Origin of the sequence: Amycolatopsis sp. NPDC004625 (genome assembly GCF_040609695.1) — a bacterium.
Lineage (GTDB): Bacteria > Actinomycetota > Actinomycetes > Mycobacteriales > Pseudonocardiaceae > Amycolatopsis.
Window position 1 is genome coordinate 212151 of sequence record NZ_JBEXKX010000002.1, and the last position, 21454, is coordinate 233604.

The 21454-nt window shown below is 68.4% G+C and carries 24 protein-coding genes, 1 tRNA gene and 1 pseudogene; 17 read left to right on the plus strand and 9 right to left on the minus strand.

From position 1 onward, the window contains the following. Positions 1–6 precede the first annotated feature (6 nt). The 3 genes from ABZW17_RS02845 (at position 7) to ABZW17_RS02855 (ending at position 2847) form a co-directional block, all read left to right on the plus strand. Positions 7–1359: an MFS transporter gene (locus ABZW17_RS02845; RefSeq protein ID WP_354808983.1), complete on the plus strand. Its 1353-nt coding sequence runs from the start codon at positions 7–9 to the stop codon at positions 1357–1359. A 22-nt stretch (positions 1360–1381) separates the two neighbouring features. Next, a complete protein-coding gene (locus ABZW17_RS02850; protein WP_354808985.1) occupies positions 1382–1948 on the plus strand; it encodes a carboxymuconolactone decarboxylase family protein in 567 nt (188 codons plus the stop codon). Positions 1949–2076: 128 nt separating this feature from the next. Continuing rightward, complete coding sequence (locus ABZW17_RS02855; protein ID WP_354808987.1) at positions 2077–2847, plus strand: hypothetical protein; 771 nt, start codon at positions 2077–2079, stop codon at positions 2845–2847. Here the strand turns inward: ABZW17_RS02855 and ABZW17_RS02860 are convergent. Continuing rightward, positions 2828–3772: a sigma-70 family RNA polymerase sigma factor gene (locus ABZW17_RS02860; protein WP_354808989.1), complete on the minus strand. Its 945-nt coding sequence runs from the start codon at positions 3770–3772 to the stop codon at positions 2828–2830. The two genes, ABZW17_RS02855 and ABZW17_RS02860, sit on opposite strands and share 20 nt — an antisense overlap. Before the next feature lie 41 nt (positions 3773–3813). Between ABZW17_RS02860 and dnaG the strand changes: the two genes are divergently transcribed. Genes dnaG through ABZW17_RS02875 form a run of 3 tightly spaced genes read left to right on the plus strand, consistent with a single transcriptional unit; the run spans position 3814 to position 7060 of the window. Beyond that, entirely contained in the window at positions 3814–5721 is a 1908-nt protein-coding gene (gene dnaG / locus ABZW17_RS02865; RefSeq protein WP_354808991.1) for a DNA primase, read from the plus strand. A 1-nt stretch (position 5722) separates the two neighbouring features. Next, on the plus strand, positions 5723–6244 hold the full coding sequence (locus ABZW17_RS02870) for a hypothetical protein (protein ID WP_354808993.1): 522 nt from the start codon (positions 5723–5725) through the stop codon (positions 6242–6244). A 48-nt stretch (positions 6245–6292) separates the two neighbouring features. Next, positions 6293–7060 (plus strand): trans-aconitate 2-methyltransferase, encoded by a 768-nt coding sequence (locus ABZW17_RS02875; protein ID WP_354808995.1) that lies wholly within the window; start codon positions 6293–6295, stop codon positions 7058–7060. Here ABZW17_RS02875 and ABZW17_RS02880 read toward each other — a convergent pair. After that, positions 7050–7220, minus strand: a complete 171-nt coding sequence (locus ABZW17_RS02880; protein ID WP_003097798.1) for a hypothetical protein — start codon at positions 7218–7220, stop codon at positions 7050–7052. The genes ABZW17_RS02875 and ABZW17_RS02880 overlap by 11 nt on opposite strands. A gap of 167 nt (positions 7221–7387) precedes the next feature. Between ABZW17_RS02880 and ABZW17_RS02885 the strand changes: the two genes are divergently transcribed. The 4 genes from ABZW17_RS02885 (at position 7388) to ABZW17_RS02900 (ending at position 9990) form a co-directional block, all read left to right on the plus strand. Continuing rightward, positions 7388–7460: transfer RNA gene (locus tag ABZW17_RS02885), tRNA-Asn, on the plus strand. Positions 7461–7914: 454 nt separating this feature from the next. Continuing rightward, complete coding sequence (locus ABZW17_RS02890; protein WP_354808998.1) at positions 7915–8430, plus strand: hypothetical protein; 516 nt, start codon at positions 7915–7917, stop codon at positions 8428–8430. Positions 8431–8800: 370 nt separating this feature from the next. Further along, entirely contained in the window at positions 8801–9166 is a 366-nt protein-coding gene (locus tag ABZW17_RS02895) for a hypothetical protein (protein ID WP_354809000.1), read from the plus strand. After that, positions 9124–9990, plus strand: a complete 867-nt coding sequence (locus ABZW17_RS02900) for a hypothetical protein (protein WP_354809002.1) — start codon at positions 9124–9126, stop codon at positions 9988–9990. Before ABZW17_RS02895 ends, ABZW17_RS02900 begins: the two co-directional genes overlap by 43 nt. A 129-nt stretch (positions 9991–10119) precedes the next feature. On the opposite strand, the gene ABZW17_RS02905 is transcribed toward ABZW17_RS02900, so the two are convergent. Genes ABZW17_RS02905 through ABZW17_RS02920 form a run of 4 tightly spaced genes read right to left on the minus strand, consistent with a single transcriptional unit; the run spans position 10120 to position 13521 of the window. Beyond that, positions 10120–10638 (minus strand): hypothetical protein, encoded by a 519-nt coding sequence (locus tag ABZW17_RS02905; protein ID WP_354809004.1) that lies wholly within the window; start codon positions 10636–10638, stop codon positions 10120–10122. A gap of 6 nt (positions 10639–10644) precedes the next feature. Continuing rightward, a complete protein-coding gene (locus ABZW17_RS02910) occupies positions 10645–11844 on the minus strand; it encodes an XRE family transcriptional regulator (protein ID WP_354809006.1) in 1200 nt (399 codons plus the stop codon). Then, positions 11825–13183, minus strand: a complete 1359-nt coding sequence (locus tag ABZW17_RS02915) for a 7-cyano-7-deazaguanine synthase (RefSeq protein WP_354809008.1) — start codon at positions 13181–13183, stop codon at positions 11825–11827. The genes ABZW17_RS02910 and ABZW17_RS02915 overlap by 20 nt, the downstream gene beginning before the upstream one ends. An 11-nt stretch (positions 13184–13194) precedes the next feature. Continuing rightward, positions 13195–13521 (minus strand): hypothetical protein, encoded by a 327-nt coding sequence (locus ABZW17_RS02920; protein WP_354809010.1) that lies wholly within the window; start codon positions 13519–13521, stop codon positions 13195–13197. A gap of 1539 nt (positions 13522–15060) precedes the next feature. Between ABZW17_RS02920 and ABZW17_RS02925 the strand changes: the two genes are divergently transcribed. Beyond that, the gene (locus ABZW17_RS02925) at positions 15061–15483 is read left to right on the plus strand and encodes a methyltransferase domain-containing protein (protein ID WP_354809302.1); all 423 of its coding nucleotides are present in this window, start codon (positions 15061–15063) and stop codon (positions 15481–15483) included. Between the two features lie 85 nt (positions 15484–15568). Continuing rightward, complete coding sequence (locus ABZW17_RS02930) at positions 15569–16021, plus strand: N-acetyltransferase family protein (protein ID WP_354809012.1); 453 nt, start codon at positions 15569–15571, stop codon at positions 16019–16021. 49 nt (positions 16022–16070) lie between these two features. On the opposite strand, the gene ABZW17_RS02935 is transcribed toward ABZW17_RS02930, so the two are convergent. Beyond that, positions 16071–16541 carry an ArsI/CadI family heavy metal resistance metalloenzyme gene (locus ABZW17_RS02935; protein ID WP_354809014.1) on the minus strand — a complete coding sequence of 157 codons (471 nt, stop codon included), beginning with the start codon at positions 16539–16541 and terminating at the stop codon, positions 16071–16073. 83 nt (positions 16542–16624) lie between these two features. Between ABZW17_RS02935 and ABZW17_RS02940 the strand changes: the two genes are divergently transcribed. From ABZW17_RS02940 to ABZW17_RS02960, 5 genes and pseudogenes are all read left to right on the plus strand, one after another. After that, positions 16625–16987 (plus strand): metalloregulator ArsR/SmtB family transcription factor, encoded by a 363-nt coding sequence (locus tag ABZW17_RS02940; RefSeq protein WP_354809016.1) that lies wholly within the window; start codon positions 16625–16627, stop codon positions 16985–16987. Beyond that, positions 16984–18043, plus strand: a pseudogene (arsB, locus tag ABZW17_RS02945) (ACR3 family arsenite efflux transporter). The gene ABZW17_RS02940 and the pseudogene arsB overlap by 4 nt, the downstream one beginning before the upstream one ends. Further along, entirely contained in the window at positions 18040–18240 is a 201-nt protein-coding gene (locus ABZW17_RS02950; RefSeq protein WP_354809018.1) for a hypothetical protein, read from the plus strand. Before arsB ends, ABZW17_RS02950 begins: the two are co-directional and overlap by 4 nt. Then, positions 18224–18622, plus strand: coding sequence for an arsenate reductase ArsC (locus ABZW17_RS02955; protein ID WP_354809019.1), 399 nt, complete (start codon positions 18224–18226; stop codon positions 18620–18622). The genes ABZW17_RS02950 and ABZW17_RS02955 overlap by 17 nt, the downstream gene beginning before the upstream one ends. Continuing rightward, positions 18619–19797 carry an MFS transporter gene (locus ABZW17_RS02960; protein ID WP_354809020.1) on the plus strand — a complete coding sequence of 393 codons (1179 nt, stop codon included), beginning with the start codon at positions 18619–18621 and terminating at the stop codon, positions 19795–19797. The genes ABZW17_RS02955 and ABZW17_RS02960 overlap by 4 nt, the downstream gene beginning before the upstream one ends. On the opposite strand, the gene ABZW17_RS02965 is transcribed toward ABZW17_RS02960, so the two are convergent. Together ABZW17_RS02965 and ABZW17_RS02970 are read right to left on the minus strand one after the other, a co-directional pair. After that, entirely contained in the window at positions 19701–20165 is a 465-nt protein-coding gene (locus ABZW17_RS02965) for an arsenate reductase ArsC (protein WP_354809021.1), read from the minus strand. The genes ABZW17_RS02960 and ABZW17_RS02965 overlap by 97 nt on opposite strands. A 72-nt stretch (positions 20166–20237) precedes the next feature. Next, complete coding sequence (locus ABZW17_RS02970; protein ID WP_354809022.1) at positions 20238–21281, minus strand: permease; 1044 nt, start codon at positions 21279–21281, stop codon at positions 20238–20240. Positions 21282–21454: the final 173 nt, after the last annotated feature.

Genomic DNA, 21454 nt, shown 5'->3' on the forward strand with positions numbered 1-21454 from the left:
TGCTTTATGCACGCATCTCGGAACCTCGCCTACGCCGGTCTGCTGCTCGGGATGGCCATGGCCCAGCTCGACGGCCTGGTCCTCACTGCGGCGCTGCCGTCGATCGGCGCCGACCTGCACGCCCGCACCGGGCTGGTCGCGGTCACCGCCGCCGGCCTGCTGACGCTCACCGTCGCCACGCCCCTGCACGGCAGGCTCGGCGACCTCTACGGCCGCCGGGCGTCCTTCGCCGCGTCGGTCCTCGTGTTCGCCGCCGCCTCCGCGTGGTGCGCCGCCGCGCCCGACGTCGGGGTGTTGATCGCCGCGCGCGCCCTGCAGGGGCTCGGCGGCAGCGGCCTGATCGTCACGGCGATGAGCGCGCTCGGGGAGCTGTTCGACCGTGACGAGCTGCTGCGCCGCCAGGGCTGGCAGACGGCCGTCTTCGCGGCCGCGACCCTCGGCGGGCCGCCGCTGGGCGGACTGCTCGCGGCGGGCCCCGGCTGGCGGTGGATCTTCCTGGTCAACCTGCCCCTGTGCGTGCCCGCGCTGGTGCTCGGGCTGCGCGGGCTGCCCGCGAAACCCCGGCGCACGGCGGAGAAGTTCGACGCCGGGAGCGGCGTCCTGCTGGTGGTCGCGGGGTCGGCGGTCGTCGCCCTCGGGACGTTCGCCGCCCGCAGTCCACTGTGGACACCGGTGCTGGTCGCCGCGGCCGCGCTCACCGGCTTCCTGTTCGTGCGCCGGCAGCGCCGCGTGCCGAGCCCGCTGATCTCGCCGGAGGTCGTCGCCGACGCCGTCTTGGCGCGTGCGGTGATCGTCAACGGCCTGGCGGGCGCCGCGCTCTACGGCACCTTCACCTACGTCGCGCTGGTCGCGGCCCTGCGCACGAACGCCGCCGGCACCGGCGCGCTGCTCGTCGCCATGGCCGCCGGGCAGCTCGGGCTGTCCGCGTCCTTCGCCGCACTCGCCCGGAAACACCCGGAGATGACGGCGTGGGGCCGGTTCGGCTGCCTGCTCGGCACGGGCGGGCTCGCCGCGATCACCGTCGCGGCCGCGCGGGGCGGCACGCCCTGGCTTCTCGTGCCGGGGCTCTTCGCGATCGGTGCGGCTTTCGCGGTCTGTACGTCCGCGTACACCGTCCTGGGTCAGACTCGCGCGAAGCGTGAGCTGATGGGCGTCACGCTGGGGTCCCTGACCTTCGCCCGGCAGGCCGGCGGCCTCGCCGGGGCCGCGGTGTTCGGCTGGCTCGCGCTGGCCACCACCGGCGCGCTCGCCGCGCCGGGCCTCGCCGTCGTGTTCGCGGCGGCGGCCGCGACGATGCTGGTGGCGTGGCTCACGGCGCCGGTTGTCACGTCCGCGGACCCCGCCTCGTCCAGGCCGTAGCACCGAGACGAAGGAGACCGCCATGCCGCGCATCACCGCGAAGACGACCACGGAAGCCGGGCCGGTCGTCAAGCTGTTCTACCGGATCGCCGGCCGCCGGTACGGCGCCGTGCCGGAGCCGATGACCGTCGTCGCGCACCACCCGGGCCTGCTCCGGGCGAACATCGCGCACGAACTGCTCGTGGAACGCGCGTCGAAGAAGCTCCCGGCCGGCGTCCGGGAGCTCGCCGTCTACCGGGTCGCGACGCGGATCGGCTGCTCGTGGTGCGTCGACTTCGGCACCATGCTGCAGAAGCACGACGGCCTGGACATCGAACGGCTCAAGCGGATCGACGACTACGCGACTTCGCCGGCGTTCAGCCACCAGGAGCGGCTCGCGATCGCCTACGCCGACGCGATGTCCGGCGCGGGGGTCACCGTGACCGACGAGCAGGTCGCCGAACTGGAGCGCGAGTTCGGCCGCGACGGCGTCCTCGAGCTGACCTACCAGATCGCGCTGGAGAACTCCCGGGCCCGGATGAACAGCGCGCTCGGCATCGTCGACCAGGGTTTCACCTCCGGCGACGCCTGCCGGGTCCCGCTCCCGTAGTCGCTCGTGAGTGGTAAGGCGAGTTAGAACACTCCTTACCACTCACGACCACCCGACCACGGGGGGAGGCGGGAGTTCGGTCCCCGGTGGGACGCGCCGCCGGGGTCCGCCGCGGGACCGTTCTGCGCATGCACCTCGTCGCCAGTGAACGGATCAAGCTCTTCAGCCTCACCACGCCCTGGGTGTGCGGCGTCTTCGCCCTGGCCGCGCTGGCCTTCCCGGCCGCGATCACCGCGCTCGGCGCGTCCGAATCGCAGCTGCCGCCCACCGTCGCGAGCACGCAGTTCGGCCACCAGCTCGCGCTGGTGGCCGTGCTCGTGCTGGCGGCGCTCGCGGTGACCGGCGAGTACCACTCCGGCACCATCCACGGCACCTTCCAGGCCGTGCCGAGCCGGACGCCGGTGCTGCTGGCCAAGGCCGCGCTCGTCGCCTGCTACGCGTTCCTGCTCGGCGAAGCCGGGGCCTTCGCGGCCTGGCTGGTGGCCCGGGTCCTCGCGCCGGACGCCGACCTGGCCCTCGACAGCGCCGCCGACTGGCGGATCGTCGCCGGGACCGGCCCGGTGTTCGCGCTGGGGGCCGTCTGCGGGGTCGCCGTGGGCCTGCTCCTGCGGCACACCGCCGGCGCGGTCGCGCTGCTCGTCGGCTACCCGCTGATGGCGGAGAACGTCGTCCAGCTGATCCCGCGCGCCGGGCAGGAGATCCACCGGTGGCTCCCGCTGAACGCAGTCACGAAGTTCCTCAGCGGCCACGGCGAGGCGAACGCGGGGCGTGACGGCGGCAACGCCACCGTCCTGTCCGACTCGCCGCTGAGCCCGGGCTGGGCCCTGGCCTACTTCGGGGCCTTCGCGCTCGTGCTGCTGGCCGCCGGGATCGCGAAGGTCAAGCGCCGGGACGCGTGATCCGGGTCAGCTTGTCCGGGTTGACCATGTCGTAGATCGCCACGATCTTCCCGTCGCGGATGCTGACCGCTTGGACGTGCTCGTCGAGGTCGAAGAAGCCGTCCTGGCCCGGCTGCGGCGCGAGGTGCACGCCCAGGTCGCCGTTGACCAGCACCGGTGTGCCGGCGGTGAGGATCCCGGGTGCGTACTTCCGCGTGAGGCCGACGAAGAACCGGGCGATCTTGTCCGCGCCGACGATGAGCTGGCGCGTGGTCCGGCCCTTGCCGTTCGAGTCGCCGATGAGCACGACGTCGGGCGCGAGCAACTCGGTCATCGCCCGGATGTCGCCCTGCTGCAGGGCGACGACGAACTTCTCGAGGAGCTTCGCCTGGTCGTCCAGCGGCACGCGCGGCGCCGGGTCCGCGTCGGAGAGGGCCTTGCGGCCACGGGACGCGTGCTGGCGCGTGGCCTCGACCGAGACGCCGAGCGCGTCCGCGATCTCGGCGAACGGCACCGAGAAGGCGTCGTGCAGCACGAACGCGACCCGCTGCTCCGGGGTCAGCTTGTCGAGCACGACCAGCGCGGCCATCCGCAGCCCGTCGTCGCGCACCGCCACGTCCAGGGGGTCCTCGCTCACCGGCCGCCCGAACGGCGTCACGACCGGCTCCGGCAGCCAGTTGCCGACGTACTTCTCGCGTCGCGCGGCGGCGGACTTGAGCCGGTCGAGGCAGATCCGGCCGACCACCGTGGTCAGCCAGCCCCGCAGGTCGCGGATGGCCGCGCGGCCGGCGTCGTCCAGGCCGGCCAGCCGAAGCCAGGACTCCTGGACGGCGTCCTCGGCGTCGGCGCGGGTGCCGGTCAGCCGGTAGGCCACCCCGACGAGGTGACTCCGGTGCGCGGCGAACTCCGCGGCGAGCGCGTCCTGGGCGGTGGGCGTGGTGGCCATGCCCCGAGTGTGCCGCAACCGGCAAAGCTAGAGTGGGTGACGTGGCAGGACGGATTCGGGAGAGCGACATCGCGGAGGTGCGCGAGCGGAACCGGATCGACGAGGTCGTCGGGGAGTACGTGGCGCTGCGCCGCGCCGGTGGGGGCAGCCTGAAGGGCCTCTGCCCGTTCCACAACGAGAAGACCCCGTCGTTCAACGTCCGCCCGACGCACGGCACCTTCCACTGCTTCGGCTGCGGCGAGGGCGGCGACGTCATCAAGTTCATCCAGAAGATCGACCTGATCTCGTTCGTGGAGGCCGTCGAGCGGCTGGCCGACCGGGTCGGCATCCGGCTCACCTACGAGGGCGGCGGCGCGACGATCCAGCGCGACCGCGGCAGCCGCACGCGGCTGGTCGAGGCCCACCGGCTGGCCCAGGAGTTCTACGCCGAGCAGCTGGTCACCGACGAGGCGCGCCCGGCGCGGGACTTCCTGTCCGAGCGCGGGTTCGACGCCGCCATGGCCAAGACCTTCGGCTGCGGGTACGCACCCGGCGGCTGGGACAAGCTGACGAAGTTCCTGCTCAACCGCGGGTTCGAGGTCAAGGAGCTGCTCACCGCCGGGCTGTCCAAGGAGGGCCAGCGCGGCCCGATGGACCGGTTCCACCGGCGGCTGGTCTGGCCGATCCGCGACGTCGGCAACGACGTCGTCGGCTTCGGCGCGCGGCGGCTGTTCGAAGACGACCGCATCTCGGCGAAGTACCTCAACACCGCCGAGTCGCCGATCTACAAGAAGTCGCAGGTCATGTTCGGTCTCGACCTGGCCAAGCGCGAGATCGCGAAGCGGCACCAGGTGGTCGTGGTCGAGGGCTACACCGACGTGATGGCGATGCACGCCTCGGGCGTGCCGACGGCGGTCGCGTCGTCGGGCACGGCGTTCGGCGAGGACCACATGAAGGTGCTTCGCCGGCTGATGATGGACGACGACGCCTTCCGCGGCGAAGTCATCTTCACCTTCGACGGCGACGAAGCGGGCCAGAAGGCCGCGTTGAAGGCCTTCGAAGGCGACCAGACGTTCGCCGGCCAGACGTACATCGCGGTGGCGCCCGACGGCATGGACCCCTGCGAGCTGCGCCTGGCCAAGGGCGACAGCGCGGTGAAGGACCTGGTCGCGCGGAGGACCCCGCTGTTCGAGTTCGTCATCCGCAGCACCCTCAAGAACTACGACCTCGACTCGGTCGACGGCCAGGTCGCGGCGCTGCAGAAGACCGTGCCGATGGTGGCGTCGATCAAGGATCGCGCGGCCCGCGACGGCTACGCGTCGAAGCTCGCCTGGTGGGTGGGCTGGCAGGACGTGGCGCAGGTCGTCAACCGCGTCCGCGGCTCCGCGGGGGCGACCGACAAGCGCGGCGGAGCACCGCTGCGGCAGCCCGCGCGCGCCCAGCAGGCCGCGCCGGCCGCGCCCGCGCAGGACGTGGCCCGCCCGGCCCCGAAGGACCCGCGGTTCGCCGTGCAGCGCGAGGCGCTGAAGGCGGCGCTGCAGCAGCCCGCGATCGCCGGGCCGGAGTACGACGCGCTGCCGCTGGAGGCGTTCACCCACCCGGTGTACGTGGCCGTCCACGACGCCGTGCTGAAGGCCGGCGGCGCGGGTTCGGGCCTGACCGGCCCGGCACTGCTGGACGCGGCGGCCCCGCACTGTCCGGAAGGGACGGTCCGCCGGGTGCTCTCGGAGCTGGCCGTGGAACCGTTGCAGGCCAAGGACGAGGTCGACTCCCGGTACATCTCCTCGATCCTCGCGCGGCTGCAGGAGGGCCTGGTCGGGCGGCAGATCGCGGAGATCAAGGGCAAGCTGCAGCGGCTGTCGCCGGTGGAGGCGCCGGACGACTACCGCGCGTTGTTCGGTGACCTGGTCGCGCTGGAGCAGTACAGGAAGTCGCTGGGCGAGCAGGCCGCCGCCGGCGCGTGGAGCTGAGATGGGTTTCCTGCGCCGGTTGCTGGGCGACCGCACGCCCGACGGGTTCACCGGCACCCTTTCCCCGGGCGAAGAGGTCGTCGACAGCGCCCCGGTCGAGGGCGGCGGGCACCTGGTCGTGACGGCCCTGGGCCTGTGGATCCCCTCCGAGGACGGCGCCCGCCGCGTTGGCTGGCACCTGATCGGCAAGGCGGCCTGGGCGGACGGCGTCTTCACGCTGACGGAGTCGGCGGAAGTGGGTGACGCGGGGTCGGCGGTCGTGCTCGCCGACCTGCCGCCGGTGCGGTTCCGGCTGCCGTCGCCGGGCAAGGTGCCGCGCGAGGCGTACCAGCGCGTCGAGGGCTCGATCCGCTCGCGGCACCGGCAGGAGATCGGCGCCGGCGGAGCGTGGTTCGTCCAGCGCAAGGTGCCGGGCCGCGACGGCACGGTCCTGCAGGTCCGGCCGGATCCGGGCACCGATGGCACGCTGGTCGAAGCCATCGCCGAGCAGGTCGCGGAGAAGCTGGTCAACCCGGCGGAGTAGCAGTACGCTCGTACTCAGTACAGGCGTACTGTTACCTGGGAGGCGGCCGTGTGGGATCCGGACAAGTACCTCGACTACGCCGACCTGCGGGCGCGGCCGTTCCACGACCTGGTCTCGCGCATCGGAGCTTCGTCCCCGCGGCGCGTCGTCGACCTCGGCTGCGGCCCGGGCAACCTGACCGTCTCGCTGCGCTCTCGGTGGCCGTCCGCGGTCCTGGAGTGCAGTGACAGTTCACCCGAAATGGTGACGGCAGCCCGGGAGTGCGGCCTCGACGCGGCGGTGCTCGACGTCCGCGACTGGACACCGGCCCCGGACACCGACGTGGTGGTGTCGAACGCCGTCCTGCAATGGGTCCCGGACCACGACGTCCTGCTGCGCAGCTGGGCGGCCGCGCTGCCTTCGGGGGCCTGGTTGGCGGTGCAGGTGCCGGGCAACTTCAACGCGCCCTCGCACGTGCTGACGCGCGAACTGGCGGCGTCCCCGGAGTGGGCGTCCCGCTTGGCCGAGGTGGTGTTGCGCGAGGACGACGCGGTGTCGGCCCCGCTCGAGTACGCCAACCTCCTGGCCGACGCGGGCTGCACGGCCGACGCCTGGGAGACGACGTACGTGCAGCCCCTGCACGGGTCGTCACCGGTGCTGGAGTGGATCACGGGAACGGCGTTGCGCCCGATCCGCGCAGCGCTACCGGACGCGGAGTGGGAGCAGTTCCGAGCCGAGCTGGCACCGCTACTGCGCAAGGCGTACCCACCCCGCCCCGACGGCACCACGTGGTTCGAGTTCCGCCGCGTGTTCTTCGTGGCCCGCGTCAGCGCTTGAGCTTCTCCCCGATCTTCGCCCGCGCCACCCCGGCGGCCCCCTGCACCATGGGGTGATCGACGACCCGGCGGTAGGTGCGCACGAGCTGCTCGTACCGCCCCCGGCCTGCCTTGGCGCCCAGTACGTACCCCAGGCCCGCCCCCAGCAGGAACTTCTTCATCCGCGTCCACGCCTTCCGTCGTTAGGTCGTCCGACTGTCCATTGTCCAGGAAAACCGCCCCGCTGGTGGCGGTTGCGCCAAGTGGGGGGTGGTGTGAAGGGGGCCGGGGGCATGGGCTAAGGTTTCTCTTGTCGGTCGGAGAGACCGGCACCGGAAGTGAGCAACATTCCCCTGTAGCTCAACTGGCAGAGCATTCGGCTGTTAACCGGAGGGTTCTTGGTTCGAGTCCAAGCGGGGGAGCAAAGCCCAGGTCAACGACCTGGGCTTTTTTGCTACCCATGGGTAGGGGCGATTTAGTGTCTATCTTGACGGTCGCCCAAACATGGCGGCCTGGTCGGCCGCGTGGCGTAGCTGTTGGGCCAGCTGGCGGCTGTCTCCGACGGTGGCGGGCGTGGGCTGCACGCCGCGGCAAGCCCGGCCGGGCGCCCACCTCACGCGCCGATACAGTCCGCTGATGCCTGTGGCGCGCTGACGGCGCGTCGGCTGCACTTGTCCGGCTGGCGGCCTGCATGCAGATTCTGCGCCCCGTCTATCGGCGCCCAGCGAAGGCGAAGCTGCGGGGTCGAGGCCCGTCGGGGGCACCACGCAGACCATCATCGCCCGAACAGCCTGACCTGACCGGCTCGCTGGTCATCGAGGCCACGTTCGACCTCTCGTCGAAGCGCGGGAGGCGGTGATGGGCTCCTCGGCCAGCGTGAGCAGGTTCGTCACCACGATGATGAGTATCGTCATCGGGCTGACCTTCCTCTTCGGCTTCGGGAACGTCTTGGCCTTGGCGCTGCGGATCGGGGTTCCGGCCTACGTTGCGCCGCTGGTGGCTCCGGCGCTGAACCTGACCGTGCTCGGCCTGCTCGTGGGCACCCGGCACCTGGCGATGAACGGTGCTCCGGAAGTGGTGCTTCGGCCGGCCCGCCGCCTTCTGCTGGCGGCCAGCAGCGCGACGCTGGCTCTGAACTTCGCCGACCCGATCTGCGCAGGCCAGTGGGGTAAGGCGAGCTTCGACGCGGTTGGGCCTCTGCTGCTTATAGGGTGGGCCGAGGTCGGTCCCGCCTTGCTTCGAAGCCTGCACGCCGTCGACAGTGCGCGGGAACCGCAGGGCGATTGCACCAGCTTGCCATCCGGGTGCTTACCTGAGCCGGAACCCTTTCGCTGTGAATGGCCGAGAGCCGTCGACCGAGCTTTCGGCTACAGACAACCCGGCGAAGCTTGACCGAGCGAGAGCCCTCAATCGTGACCAATGGAACGTTCACCGGCGCCCCATCTCAGCAGAGAGCCTCCGACGTGAGCTTGGTGTCGGAGCTGCTGCTTCGAGGAAATTGTGCGCGACCGTGCGGGCCGAAATGCAGACGGCGATGGCTGTTGGTGATCCAGGATGACGGGAGATGACGTTCGTGCGGTAGTCGTGGCTCGCCCAAGCCAGTCGCCTGTGGCGTTCGCAGCTGAATGCCTCGGCGCGTCAGGACGGACGAGTCCGGTAGCGACCACGGCGGTGCGCTGGGCGACGTCACGGGTCACGGAGCCCGGTGCACTCGGCTCGCTGGGCCGCGCATGGTCACGGCTTGGTGAGGGATAATGGACGGGTGAGTGCTCGACTGGCCGAGGCCGACTACCAGCTCGTGTGGCCGCGAGCCCTTTTTAAATCTGAGGCCGCCAAACTGCTCAACCAACGCGATCTAAAAGACTGGAACGATCGCTGTGCGCTGCTTCTCGACGACGCCTTCGTTCGCGGCATCAGGGGTGGACCGGTCGAGGAGTTCGCTGAGATCAGCGAACGCCCAAGTTCCGGTCCTCGGGATGTCCGGGATGCACCACGCCCGAATATGACCGTGGCGCAACAGTTCCTACGTGACCTCATGGTCAACGCGGATCTCTTGAACGAGGACCCGCCCCCTCGTCGACCGTATTGGAGCGAGCGAAAGCCGGTCCACGCACCACACGAACACTGACCCAGGAAAAGGCTATCCGCGAATTCGTCAGCCTAGTCGCAGAGCTCGAGACACTGGGTTACTTCGAGAAGCGCTTCGGGAAGGATTGCATCGACGATCCTTACGGAGACGGGCCGGCGCGGTGGATCGAGCGTGAGCTGGGGATTGCCGACCTGTGGCCACTACCTGTGCATCGCTTGATGCAAGATCACGATCTCTTCTTCGACATTGTCGAGCTGCTGCACGATTCGGCTGCGCGGCCCCTGCGACGTTGGCTTCACAGCCACGGCGAGTGCGGTTGGCACAACGAGCTCTTCGAGATCGAGCCGGGACGTGTCGCCTACCGCTGGCGGGTTAACAAGATCCTCGACCGAAGCGAGTTCGGGTACCGGTTGGCCGAGGAAGGGGCCGACGTGGGGCGCCTTGTCGTGGCGACCGACGACGCCCGCTCGACACTGGTTCGCGAGTTGATCGAGCGAGACGACGGTGAACCGGCAAACCAGGTACGACACGCGATCGAGCTGTTTCGTGCGCGTGGGGCGGACCGCAACCAGAAGCGCTCCGCGGTGGTCGCCCTTGCCCTTGTCCTCGAAGAGCGTCGGCACAACGTGTTGACGTCGGCCCTTGCAAAAAAGGACAGTGGTGCGCTCTTCGAAATCGCCAATGGCTTCCACATTCGTCACCAAGATGCGAAACAGAAGCGAGACTACGACGAGTTCTACCTCGACTGGGTCTTCTGGGTGTACTTGGCCACTGTGGAGCTGACGAACCGGGTAGTTGGCGAGCAGGGAGTGTGGCAACCGAGCGAAATGGGGTCGGCCTTTATTGCCCGCCGAGACGATTGAGCGGCTGCTCGGCTGGGTAAGTCTTAGTAACAGAAAAGGGTCTCGAGGCGGCCGGGGTAGCCTGCCGGGTAGTTTGCGGTAAGTCTTGCAACTCGATCAGAAATGCTCCGTTTCCGTTGCCATCTCGGATCACGAGCTGATGCTTTGCTCCCACCAAGCGAAGTTCACGTCGGAACGCCTGGGAATGTAGCTGGCTTCATTTTGAACCCGCTTTAGCATTGAGGTGACTTCCTGTGGTGTCAGAGTCGCCACCGTGGCGTACTTTCGCAAGATGTCCGTTGTGCCGATAGGTAGATCAAGGCCTTCTTCGACAGCGACCCGGCGAGCCTTTCTGTCATCTGTCGCCATCGTGAGAGATCTTGAATTGGCGAGAGCAATTGTGGCGGCTTCGCCGTCGTCGATATCGCCCGCCAAGCGGACATACGGGGGGATCTCTGTCTCTGCGAGTGTCAGTACTTCAGCGAATGGGTCACCGCCGGCCATGGCTACTGGAATCTGTCGTTCATCAACGCGGAGTTGTACGCATTCCTCGGCGGCCTGTCTGACCATGGTGAATCTGACGCCAACGACTTTTGCGATTTTATCTGCGCGGTTGGTTGCGATCAGGTTGATTGCGATGCAAGCATCCAGTAGTAGCGGAGTGGGCACGGGGTGTCACTCCACGCTGTCCAGGAGGTCGACGATCTGCGCTTGGCCGTCGTCGCTGACGTCGCGAGTGGAAGTGAGGTTCTGGAATTCCTTCCGAGCATCGATGATGCTCATATCCAGATAATGCGCGTATTGGGTCTCGGTGATGTCGCCATCGAGATAGAGTTGGGTCGCGAGTGTGCGGTAGTGGTAGGGTAACGGATCCCCGCCTTCGGGCTGGTGTGACAGATTTAGCAGGTCCGCCGCCGCGCGAGGTTGGAACTTGTTTGCCTTCAGTCGGTCCCATGTTCCTGCGGGGATAAGGTCGAGGTCTTCCAGTCGCAGGCACAGCGCCTGCACCGAAACTCGGTAGGTGTGTGCCAACTGAACTAGTGTTGCTGGCGTAGCTTTACCCGCATTATCCTGTTTCAGCTCATGGAATCGACGGATGATGCCGTTGCGGGGCATGAGGAAGTTGGCTGCGAAAGACTCGGCGAGGCGCTCCGTATCGTTGATGCGGCCGCGGCCGAGGCGAGTGATTTCTGGCCTGTCCCGCGAAGCTAGATAGTGGGCGTACTCGTGGGCCATGGTCCAGCGGCGACGCTGCGGGGGGTGGTTTCGATTGACACCCACACATCCGCCCAGGGGGTCAACGTAGATGAACAGACCAGCGACTTTGGACGGCAGATCGAGGAAGAAGACTCGGAGGCCGACCTCCACCTCCAAGACTTCACGCATCTGCTGGAGCGGACCGTCGCCGAGCCCCAACCGGTTGCGTTCCTCGGTCGCGAGGGCTTCGCCGGCGCGGTCGGGGCCGAGGTAGTCGACCGGGTGTGTCGCGGGTGGCCTGCCCGGCAACCTGACCTGTGAGCGGCGCAGCAGGTCCAGGTAGTTGTCGGCGAAGCGTTCAAGTTCGTCGACGGCCTGGTCAAGATCGCCCTCATTCGTGCTGGTCACGAGACCGGTTCTGAACCGGGCACGGATCGACGCTGGTGGGGACACCGGTCGCAGCAACGACGAGACGTCCTTCTCGTACAGCTCGGCAAACTTGACAAGCTCGGTTGGGCTGACAGGGCGGGTGCCTTTTTCGATCGAGATCAGGGTCGGGCGACTCATGCCCATCTCCGCAGCCACCTGGGCCTGCGTCAGCTTGGCTGAATCCCGCGCATTGCGCAGCCGGGTCGCCAAGGTCTCGTCAGCGTGGTGCTCATCCACTGTGGTGCCCATCGTTCGTGCGGTCTCCGTCTTGGCCGAACCATTCATCGACTCGCAAACCTAGCGAGTCCATGAACAGCGGCCATTCGCGGGTGTAAGTGGTGAACATGCTGGTCAGAGCGTCGTTGGGGATGTATCGAGCGGCTTCCAGGATGGTCGGGAACTCGCCTGCCAGAGCGGGCCAAGGCGCATCGGATCGCAGCGCATCGGACATGCGGGAGGCCTGCCAGAGCATGGCGACAAGCTGTTCGGTGCCCGCGCTCACCTTTTCCCGGTAGACGAGGCGCTCGTCCAGCTGTGGGTACCTCGACGAAGCTACAGCTTGGCGCCGCAGTAGACAGGAGGTGCATACACCGCATCTGGGGTGTCCTTTGACCCTGGACGCGAAGCTGGTGTCGCAGGAGACGCTAGCGGCCATCGCCGCGGTGAACTCCGAAGGCACGGCGGATATCACTTCGGCCTTGGTCATGCGAAGGAGCGGGTTGTGGATCGTGAATCTCGTTCCGGTCAGCTTGCGGAGGAGGGCTTCCATGCCGGCAGTCGTTCTGGGATGTGCCGACCTCGTGGCTTGGGCGCCCAGCTGTGACCGGATGTATGGGAGGTTCACCGCACCGACGCCGTTCTCGCAGAACCAGAGACGGTCTACGCCCAAAGTCAATGCGGTTGCTGCGCCGGCGGCTAAGAAGACCAGCCCGCGGGAGCGCTGCGTTTGCTCGATTTGGCCGGAAGGGCCGGTCAGGCGGCGACTGAGGTTGACCCTGAACCGGACGTGACGACTCTCGGTCGCGATGCCGGGAAGGCGATCCAAGACGTCACGTTGCACCTTGGTCATGTGATTGTTGGTCACGACGCTGACCGGCAGCAGTGGTTGGGTCTGACCGTGGACTGCCAGACCCGCGGAGGAATCCATTCCACCTGAGAAGAGGATGGGTTCGATTCCGTTTGGCAAGACGCTCAAAAGGTAGTTTTGGCCTGAGCGAAGCCCGCTTCCAGCGGTGGGGACAAACGTGCACTCCCATAGATCGTCTGTCAGCCACTCCAGCAACGCATGTACTTCATTCTGGGCTTGGGTCCATCGATCAGGGTCCCGCACTGGGAACACGGCCTTGAGCTTGCGGGCCCAATCGCCGCCGTTGTCGTAGCCGAAGTAGCTCGGTCGCCGAACCATTCGATCGATCGCGTACACCGAGGCGGCGAAGTCAAGCAGGTCTGCTGCTACGGCCGGTAGGTGCTGGGACAGCAGGTCCACGACTCCGCCACCATCCAGCTGGGCGTCGTCGCCGAAGCGGATGCAGTGCTCGTCGTGGGTGGTGTCCGACCAGTATCGGACCACCGTGTCGGAGGGTGCCACGTCCACAGTCTTCACAAGGCTTCCAATCCCGTGTCGACCAGCTCCCGGAGCGGCTTGACCGCGGTCCGGCGGTTAGGTGTTCGAAGCCCGTTTCCCGACGGGTGCCGGATGAACCGATCACGCAGTTCGGCCATCGGCGCTGAGTAGGACAGCCGAGCGAAGAGATCACGCAGTTGGACCATCGTGTAGGAGCCGTCTGCAACGAGTGTGGGCAGCATGTGGTCGAGCCCTGCGCCGGCGACCCGCGAGAGGAAACGCTCAGCGAGCAGTTCCGTGGCCGTGATCGGCGAGGAGAGCTGCATGTCTCGATGCATCGCGATCGTCAGGGTGGGTGCCACCTCGTGAAGCAACCGTCGCAGGACCCCATCGCGAGGCGCAGAAGGGGGCACAGCGAATGCCTCGGCGCCGTCGTTCGCGGCTCGATGAACACCATCTGCGAGCCGAGCGAACTCCGGTATGCCACCGGTAGCGCGAATGGAGTTGGCGACCGCAGAAGTCAGAGCGTCTTCGAGCTCCGTCGACGAAGCTCCGGTTCGCACGAGGTTGGCGAGAAGACGCCACTTACCGCCGGCGCGCCACGCCAAGTAGTCACCGTCTGGCATCCCACCCTCCTAACTACTTGACATGAGAGTACGCCAGAGTGGTCTAGTTGTGTCAAGAAGTAAAAGCGTCGTCGATCTGGGAGCTGTCTAGGGGGTGGCCGCGGTGCAGCCGTTCGCCTGGTGATCACTGCGGCGCAGATGTGCCGATCGAGCTCTGGTGGTGATGCCGATGCGGATCAGGTGATCGAGGACGGATGGTCGTCGCTGGATGATCGATACCCGCGGTGACACTCTGTCGCTGACGAGCTGTTCGTGCCGGGGCGTCGACAGTCTCGTCGCGCTTAACTGATCGAAGCGGGATCCGGCTGCTTGACGGTAGAATGGAGTCCTATCAACTCCATAGTGGTCATCCTGTGTGGTCAGGGTCTAGCGCCTGGTTCGATTCCAACGGCGGCTGCGTCACCGGTCCCGCACGCTACGCAGCATTTCTGCTCTGCTCGCTGTTCATCCTTTGTGGCGGTCTGAAGGCTGGCCGGAAGTTGGCGAAGAAGATCAGAAAGGGCGTGAAGCGCATGGTCAAGAAGCTCATCAAAGCGTTCTGGGTGTTCGTGGTGTCAAGTGGCTTGACCTTGACCAGGCAGGATGACGGGCCCGTGCTTCGGCTGGGTGTCCGACTGAGTTGGACGCTCAGCCGGGTGGGTTAATGGAGTTGGCTAGTTTCGGGACGATTCCGTGGCCACGAGGGTGAGGCGGTCGTGCTTGAGGTTTACCTCGCCCTAGCTGCAGTTGGAGGCTTGTGTGGCTGCGATCGCGGTGTTCCGTTGAGTCGATAAGCGGCGCCGTCCTCGTGGTCCAGACGTTCCGGCCGGGCTGCCATGCGCCGCTCCGCCCTGCTCTGCGTTCTCGTCAGCGGATGAACCCTTCGGCGCGAGTAGCCCTCAGCGTGCAGCCGGCGGCGTGGCTTCCTGCTCGGCTCTACCGCGTGAATGAAGCGTGCGTGTCCTGCTTCCCGAGTGCTGCGGACGTCGTCATGGGTCGTGGGGTCCGGTCGTTCGCCGAGACCATCGACGAGGAGGTCGCCCATGAACTTCGACCGCGACGCCGTCTATGACCGCTACGCCACCGCTGCCCTGCGAGCTCTGGCTGGGGAGGGGACAGGCCTGCTGGCTGGCGACGGAGACTCCGATCGGCTCGGCGCCGTCCACTACGCCGGAGCGGAGCTTCCGGTCGAGGTGACGGCGACCCAGCCTCGGCTGCGGCAACCCGCTCGCCGTCGCCGAGCTCAAGGCCGGCGAGACCGTCCTCGACCTCGGCTCCGGCGGCGGGCTGGACGTTCTGCTCTCCGCCCGCCGCGTCGGGCCCAGCGGGCGGGCCATCGGCCTAGACATGACCGACGACATGCTCACCCTCGCCCGCCGGCATGCCGAGCAGGCCGTCGTGACCAATGTCGAGTTCCTCAAGGGGGCCATCGAGCAGATCCCGCTGCCGGACGCCTCCGTCGACGTCGTCATCTCCAACTGCCTCATCGCCCTGTCGTCCGACAAGCCCGCCGTGTTCGGGGAGATCGCCTGCGTCCTGCGGCCCCGGCGGCCGCCTCGGCATCACCGACATCCTCGCCGACGACACCCTCACCGACGACGAGCGCGCGGCCCGCGCCGGTGCGGTCGAGTGCCTCGGCGGTGCGCTCACCGCTGGCCGCTACCGGGCCCTCCTGCACGACGCCGGACTCAGCGGCGTCGACGTCCAGCTCACCCATGAGGCCGGCGACAAGCTCCACTCCGCGATCATCCGCGCCACCAAGCCGGTCAGGGTCGTCGCGATGACGGACGATCACGCCGACTAGGTGCTGGCGATCTACCAGGCCGGGCTCGACGCCGGCCAGGCGAGCTTCGAGATCACCGCGCCTGCCCGGGAGGCATGGGACGCCGCCCATCTTCCGGAGCACCGGCTGGTCGCCCTCGGCCCGGCCGGGCGGGTTGTCGGCTGGGCCGCGGTCTCCGCCGTGTCCTCCCGGTGCGTGTACGCCGGGGTCGTCGAGCACAGCGTCTACGTCGCCCCGGAGGCACAGGGCAGCGGTGTCGGGCAGGCGCTGCTGGCCGCCCTGATCGCCTCAACCGAGAATGCGGGGATCTGGACGATCCAGAGCGGCGTGTTCCCCCAGAACACCGCCAGCCGGGAACTGCACCGCCGCGCCGGGTTCCGGGAGATCGGCGTCCGCGAACGCGTCGGCCGGCACCACGGTGTGTGGCGAGACGTCGTCATGATCGAGCGCCGCAGCTCGCGCGTCGGCACCTAGAAGAGCGGGAGCCGGTGCGCCCCTCGATTGCGCACCGGCTCCAGGGGCTTCAGTTGCAGCAGTCCTCCGGCTTGGCTGTCGCGCCGGTCTCGGCGTCCGGTGTGCAGCACGTCGCCGGGGTGACCAGCGCGGCGCTGTCGGTGCCGAACGTCGTCGAGTCGCCCTTCACCGTGTAGACCTCCCACGGCTCCTTGCCCGGCCCGTGCACCCACACCTTGTCCTGCACCGCGTAGCAGCACGTGGTGTCGTCCTCGGTCAGCGTCTCGAGCCCTTCGCCGGTCAGTCGCTGGGTCGCCGCGTTGACCTGGTCGGTCGACTCGACCTCGACGCCGAGGTGGTCCATGACCGTCTCCTGGCCCGGCTCGCCCTCCAGGAGCACCAGTTTCAGCGCGGGCTCTTCGATCGCGAAGTTCGCGTAGCCCGGCCGGAGCTTCGCCGGCTCGGTCCCGAACAGCTTCGAGTAGAAGTCGATCGATCCCGCCAGGTTCCCGACCCGCAGGGCCAGTTGTACCCGTGACATCTCCACTACCTCCTTAAATAGACGAATGTCTAAGCAGCTGAACTTAGATTGCCGCCTATATGTGAATCTGTCAATATAGAGTCATGTCGAAGCAACTGCCGCTCGTCGCGATGGACGCCTGCTGCGCGCCGCTGGCTCGGGAGCCGCTGACGCAGGACCAGGCGGTCGAGCTGTCGCACCTGTTCAAGGCGATGGCCGACCCGGTCCGGCTGCGGTTGCTCTCGCTGATCGCGTCCCACGCCGGTGGCGAGGCGTGCGTGTGCGACCTGACCGACGCCTTCGACCTGACCGGCCCGACCATTTCTCATCACTTGAAGGTGCTGCGCGAGTCCGGGCTGATCACCGGCGACCGGCGCGGCACCTGGATCTACTACCGCGTGCACCCGGAGGTGCTGGCGCGGCTGTCAGCGGTGCTGACGACCACGAGCGAAGCAGTCACGGCGTGACGACGGTTGCCGAGGCGCCGCCGCGCCTGTCCACCCTGGACAAAGTTCCTGCCGGTCTGGATCGCGGCCGCGATGGTCGCCGGGCTGCTGGCCGGGCGCTGGGTGCCCGGCCTGGACACCGCGCTGTCCGCGGTGCAGGTCGACGGGATCTCCTTGCCGATCGCCCTCGGGCTGCTGGTGATGATGTACCCGGTCCTGGCGAAGGTCCGCTACGACCGGCTCGGCACGGTCACCCGCGACCGGCGGCTGCTATGGCCTTCGCTGGTGCTGAACTGGCTCGTCGGCCCCGCGCTGATGTTCGCCCTGGCCTGGCTGCTGCTGCCCGACCTGCCGGAGTACCGGACCGGGCTGATCATCGTCGGCCTGGCTCGCTGCATCGCGATGGTGATCATCTGGAACGACCTCGCCTGCGGCGACCGCGAAGCCGCCGCCGTGCTCGTCGCGCTGAACTCGGTGTTCCAGGTGATCGCCTTCGGGCTGCTCGGCTGGTTCTACCTCTCGGTCCTGCCGGGCTGGCTCGGCCTCCCGCAGGCCGACCTCGCCGTGTCCGGGTGGCAGATCGCCAAGAGCGTGCTGATCTTCCTCGGCATCCCCTTGGTCGCCGGCTACCTGAGCCGTCGTGTCGGCGAACGCGCCAAGGGCCGTGACTGGTACGAGAAGGACTTCCTGCCGAAGGTCGGGCCTGTCGCCCTGTACGGGCTGCTGTTCACCATCGTCGTCCTCTTCGCCTTGCAGGGTGACCAGATCACCAGCCGTCCGCTGGACGTCGCGCGGATCGCGGTTCCGCTGCTGGTCTACTTCGGACTGATGTGGGCCGGCTCCTACGCGCTCGGCAAAGCGGTGGGGCTGAACTACGAGCGGACCACCACGCTGGCGTTCACCGCCGCGGGCAACAACTTCGAACTCGCCATCGCCGTGGCCATCGCGACCTTCGGGGCCGCGAGCGGCCAGGCGCTCGCCGGGGTCGTCGGCCCGCTGATCGAAGTCCCGGTACTCGTCGCCCTCGTGTACGTCTCTCTCGCGCTGCGGCGCCGCTTCGGAAGGAGCCCTCGATGACACGCACCTGGATGTGGACCACCCGGCACCGCCAAGCGGCCGGCGCGCTTGCGGGCGTGGTTTGGGTGCTGGTGCTGTGGCCGTTCACCGGGCTGGCCGTCGCGGCGGTGTGCGGGCTCGTTTTCGCCGCGATCATCGCGACCGCCCTGCCCGTCCCGCACGTCGAAAGGGAGAACACCCGTGACCGGCAAGCCTGAAGTCCTGTTCGTCTGCGTCCACAACGCCGGCCGGTCCCAGATGGCCGCCGCGCTGCTGGCCCACCACGCAGATGGTGCGGTCGACGTCCGCTCGGCCGGCTCCGCGCCCGCCGACAGCATCAACCCCGCCGTGCGGGAGGCGATGGCCGAGATCGGGCTCGACCTCTCCCGCGAGGTGCCGAAGAGGCTGACGACCGACGCGGTGGAGGCGGCCGACGTCGTCATCACGATGGGTTGCGGGGATGCCTGCCCGATCTTCCCCGGCAAGCGGTACCTGGACTGGCAGCTCGAGGACCCCGCGGGCAAGGGCGTCGAGGACGTCCGACCGATCCGGGACGAGATCGATCGGCGGGTACGGGAGCTGCTCGCCGAGCTCCGTTGACCGAGCGCAAGCTGGGAACGGTGCTGGCCGTCTTGTGCCTCACCGAGATCACCAGCTGGGGCGTGCTCTTCTACGCCTTCCCCGTGCTGGTCCCGGCCATCGCCCGCGACACCGGCTGGTCGCCGGCCGCGCTCACCGCGGCGCTGTCGGTCGCGCTGCTCGTCTCTGCGCTGACGGGCATCGCTGTCGGGCGGGTGCTCGATCGGCGAGGTCCGCGGCTGCTGATGACCGCCGGGTCCGTCGTCGGCGTGGCCGCGGTGGTGGTGATCGCTGCCGCGCGAACGCTGCCGTTGTTCTTCGCCGGCTGGTTCTGCGCCGGGCTCGCGATGGCCGCGACGTTCTACCCGCCGGCGTTCGCCGCGCTCACCCGCTGGTACGGCCCTCGTCGTGTCCGGGCGCTGACGACGCTGACGCTGGTGGCCGGGTTCGCGAGCACGGTGTTCGCCCCGCTGACCGCGCTGCTGGCCGAGCACTTGAGCTGGCGGAGCACCTACGTGGTCCTCGCGGTCGTGCTCGCCGTCGTCACCGTGCCGGCGCACTGGTTCGGGCTTCGTCGCTCGTGGCCGCCAGTCGTCGAAGTCGCCGAGCTGTCGAAGCCGGGAAACGAGACGCGGAGCCCGGCGTTCGTCGCGCTGGTCGCCGCGTTCAGCCTGACCGCGCTCGGCACCTACGCCGTCGTCGTCAACCTCGTCGCTCTGCTCGCCGAGCGAGGGCTCTCGACGGGGATGGCGGCGATCGCGCTCGGCCTTGGCGGGGCCGGTCAGGTCGCCGGGCGGCTGGGGTTCGCGCCGCTGGTCAACCGCACCGGCGTCCGGACCCGCACCGCCGTCGTCATCGTCGTGCTCGCGGCGACGACCACGGTGCTGGGCGTGCTGACGTCGGCGGCGGCGCTGGTCTGCGCCTCGATCCTGGCCGGGATGGCTCGTGGGGTGTTCACGCTGCTGCAGGCGACCGCCGTCGCCGACCGGTGGGGCACCGCCGGGTACGGGCGGCTCAGCGGTCTGCTGTCCGCGCCGCTGGTGACCATGTCGGCCGTCGCGCCCTACACCGGTGCGGCGCTCGCTGCGCTCACCGGCAGCTACTCGACGGCGTTCCTCGTGCTCGGCGCGCTCACCATTGCCGCGGTCCCGGTGTCGCTCGTGGCGGTGCCGACCAGCTCGGCCAGCAAGGCCTGAACGCGCCGCTCGATCTCGTCCCGGACGGGCCGGATCTCCTCGGCCGGGCGCCCGGCGGGGTCGTCGAGCTTCCAGTCCAGGTAGCGCGTCCCGGGAACGACCGGGCAGGCGTCCCCGCAGCCCATCGTGATGACGAAGTCCGACCGTTCCACGCTCTCGGTGGTCAGCTTCTTCGGCTGCTCGCCCGAGATGTCGATGCCGCGTTCGGCCATGACCTGGACGACGGCCGGGTTGACCGTGTCAGCCGGTGCGGAGCCCGCCGACCGCACGATGACCCGGTCTCCGCCGTGATGACGCAGGAAGGCTGCGGCCATCTGCGAACGACCCGCGTTGTGCACGCAGACGAACAGAACCTCGGGCACGGACACGAGAAGTCCCTTCAGGACAAAGGATGTGCCGGGCGGCCGGCTGGGGGAGGGGGACGGCCGCCCGGCACAAGTTCACAAGAGCAGCTGGGCGAGGAAGCCGAGCAGGATACTGCCGAGCATGCCGAAGGCGATGTAGAGCGCGAAGACCTTGTTGTTGACCACGCTGCGGACCGCGACCATCGCGGGGATGGTCGTCACGGACCCGGCGAGCAGGAACGTCACCGCCGCGCCCTGCGCCATGCCCTTCGCCAGCAGTCCGCCGACGATGGGGATCGCGCCGACGCCGTTGAGGTAGAGCGGGATGCTGATGACCGCGGCGAGGGGGATGGCCAGCCAGCCCTTGTCGCCGCCGAGGATGGCGGTGATGATGCCGTTCGGGACGTAGACGCGGATGACGCCTTCGAAGACGCACGCGAACACGAGCCACTTGCCCAGGGACACGGTGTCGCGCAGGAAGTTCCGGCCGGTGATGCGCCAGTTCCGCTTCGACTTCAGGCTCGCCTTCGCCTGCGGCCACCACGGGGCGCCGTCGTCATCGTCGTCCTCGGGTGCCGGGCCGCCGGTCGTCGCGGGCGCCTCGGTGAGGACGGTCGTGCCGCTGCCGCCGCCGGTGGCCACCGCGACCTCGGCCGGCGCGGCGGCGCGCTCGCGTTCGTCGACGGCCGGCTTCTTCTCCGCACGCAGGACGTCCTTGAACCCGCCGCGCTTCTCGACCAAGAGGATGATGACCCCGGCCCCGATCGCCAGTACGAGCGCGCCGAGGAGGCGGGCGGTCGCCAGCGGAAGGCCGATCTCCTTCGCGGTCAACGCGAAGATCGGCGGATCCATGGCGGGGGAGGCGATCCAGAACGACATCACCGCCGACAGCGGCACGCCGCCCCGCAGCAGCTTGCGGATCAACGGGATGACCGTGAAGGAGCAGAACGGGCTGAACGCACCGAGGCACGTGGTGAACAGGACGCCCAGCAACCCGTGCTTGCGGAACGAGCGGCGCGCGACGACGTCGAGGTAGAGCAGGTCGACCATCGCCGCGATGGCCAGGGCGATGAAGAAGAAGATGCTCAGGTCGACCAAATTATCCCAGGCCAAGCGCAGGACCTCGAGGATCTTGTCCATGCCACCATCCTTGACATCGGGGACCGGATTCGCGTGCCGAGGACGGTCTAGCTCCCCCAGCCTTCATCGATGCTAGTCGATGAAAGGAGCTCGGTCCATACCCGCCGATAGCCGGGAAGGTCCTCCGTGGAGTCCGGCGCGGGCGTGATCACAACGTCCGAAAGGATGAATTG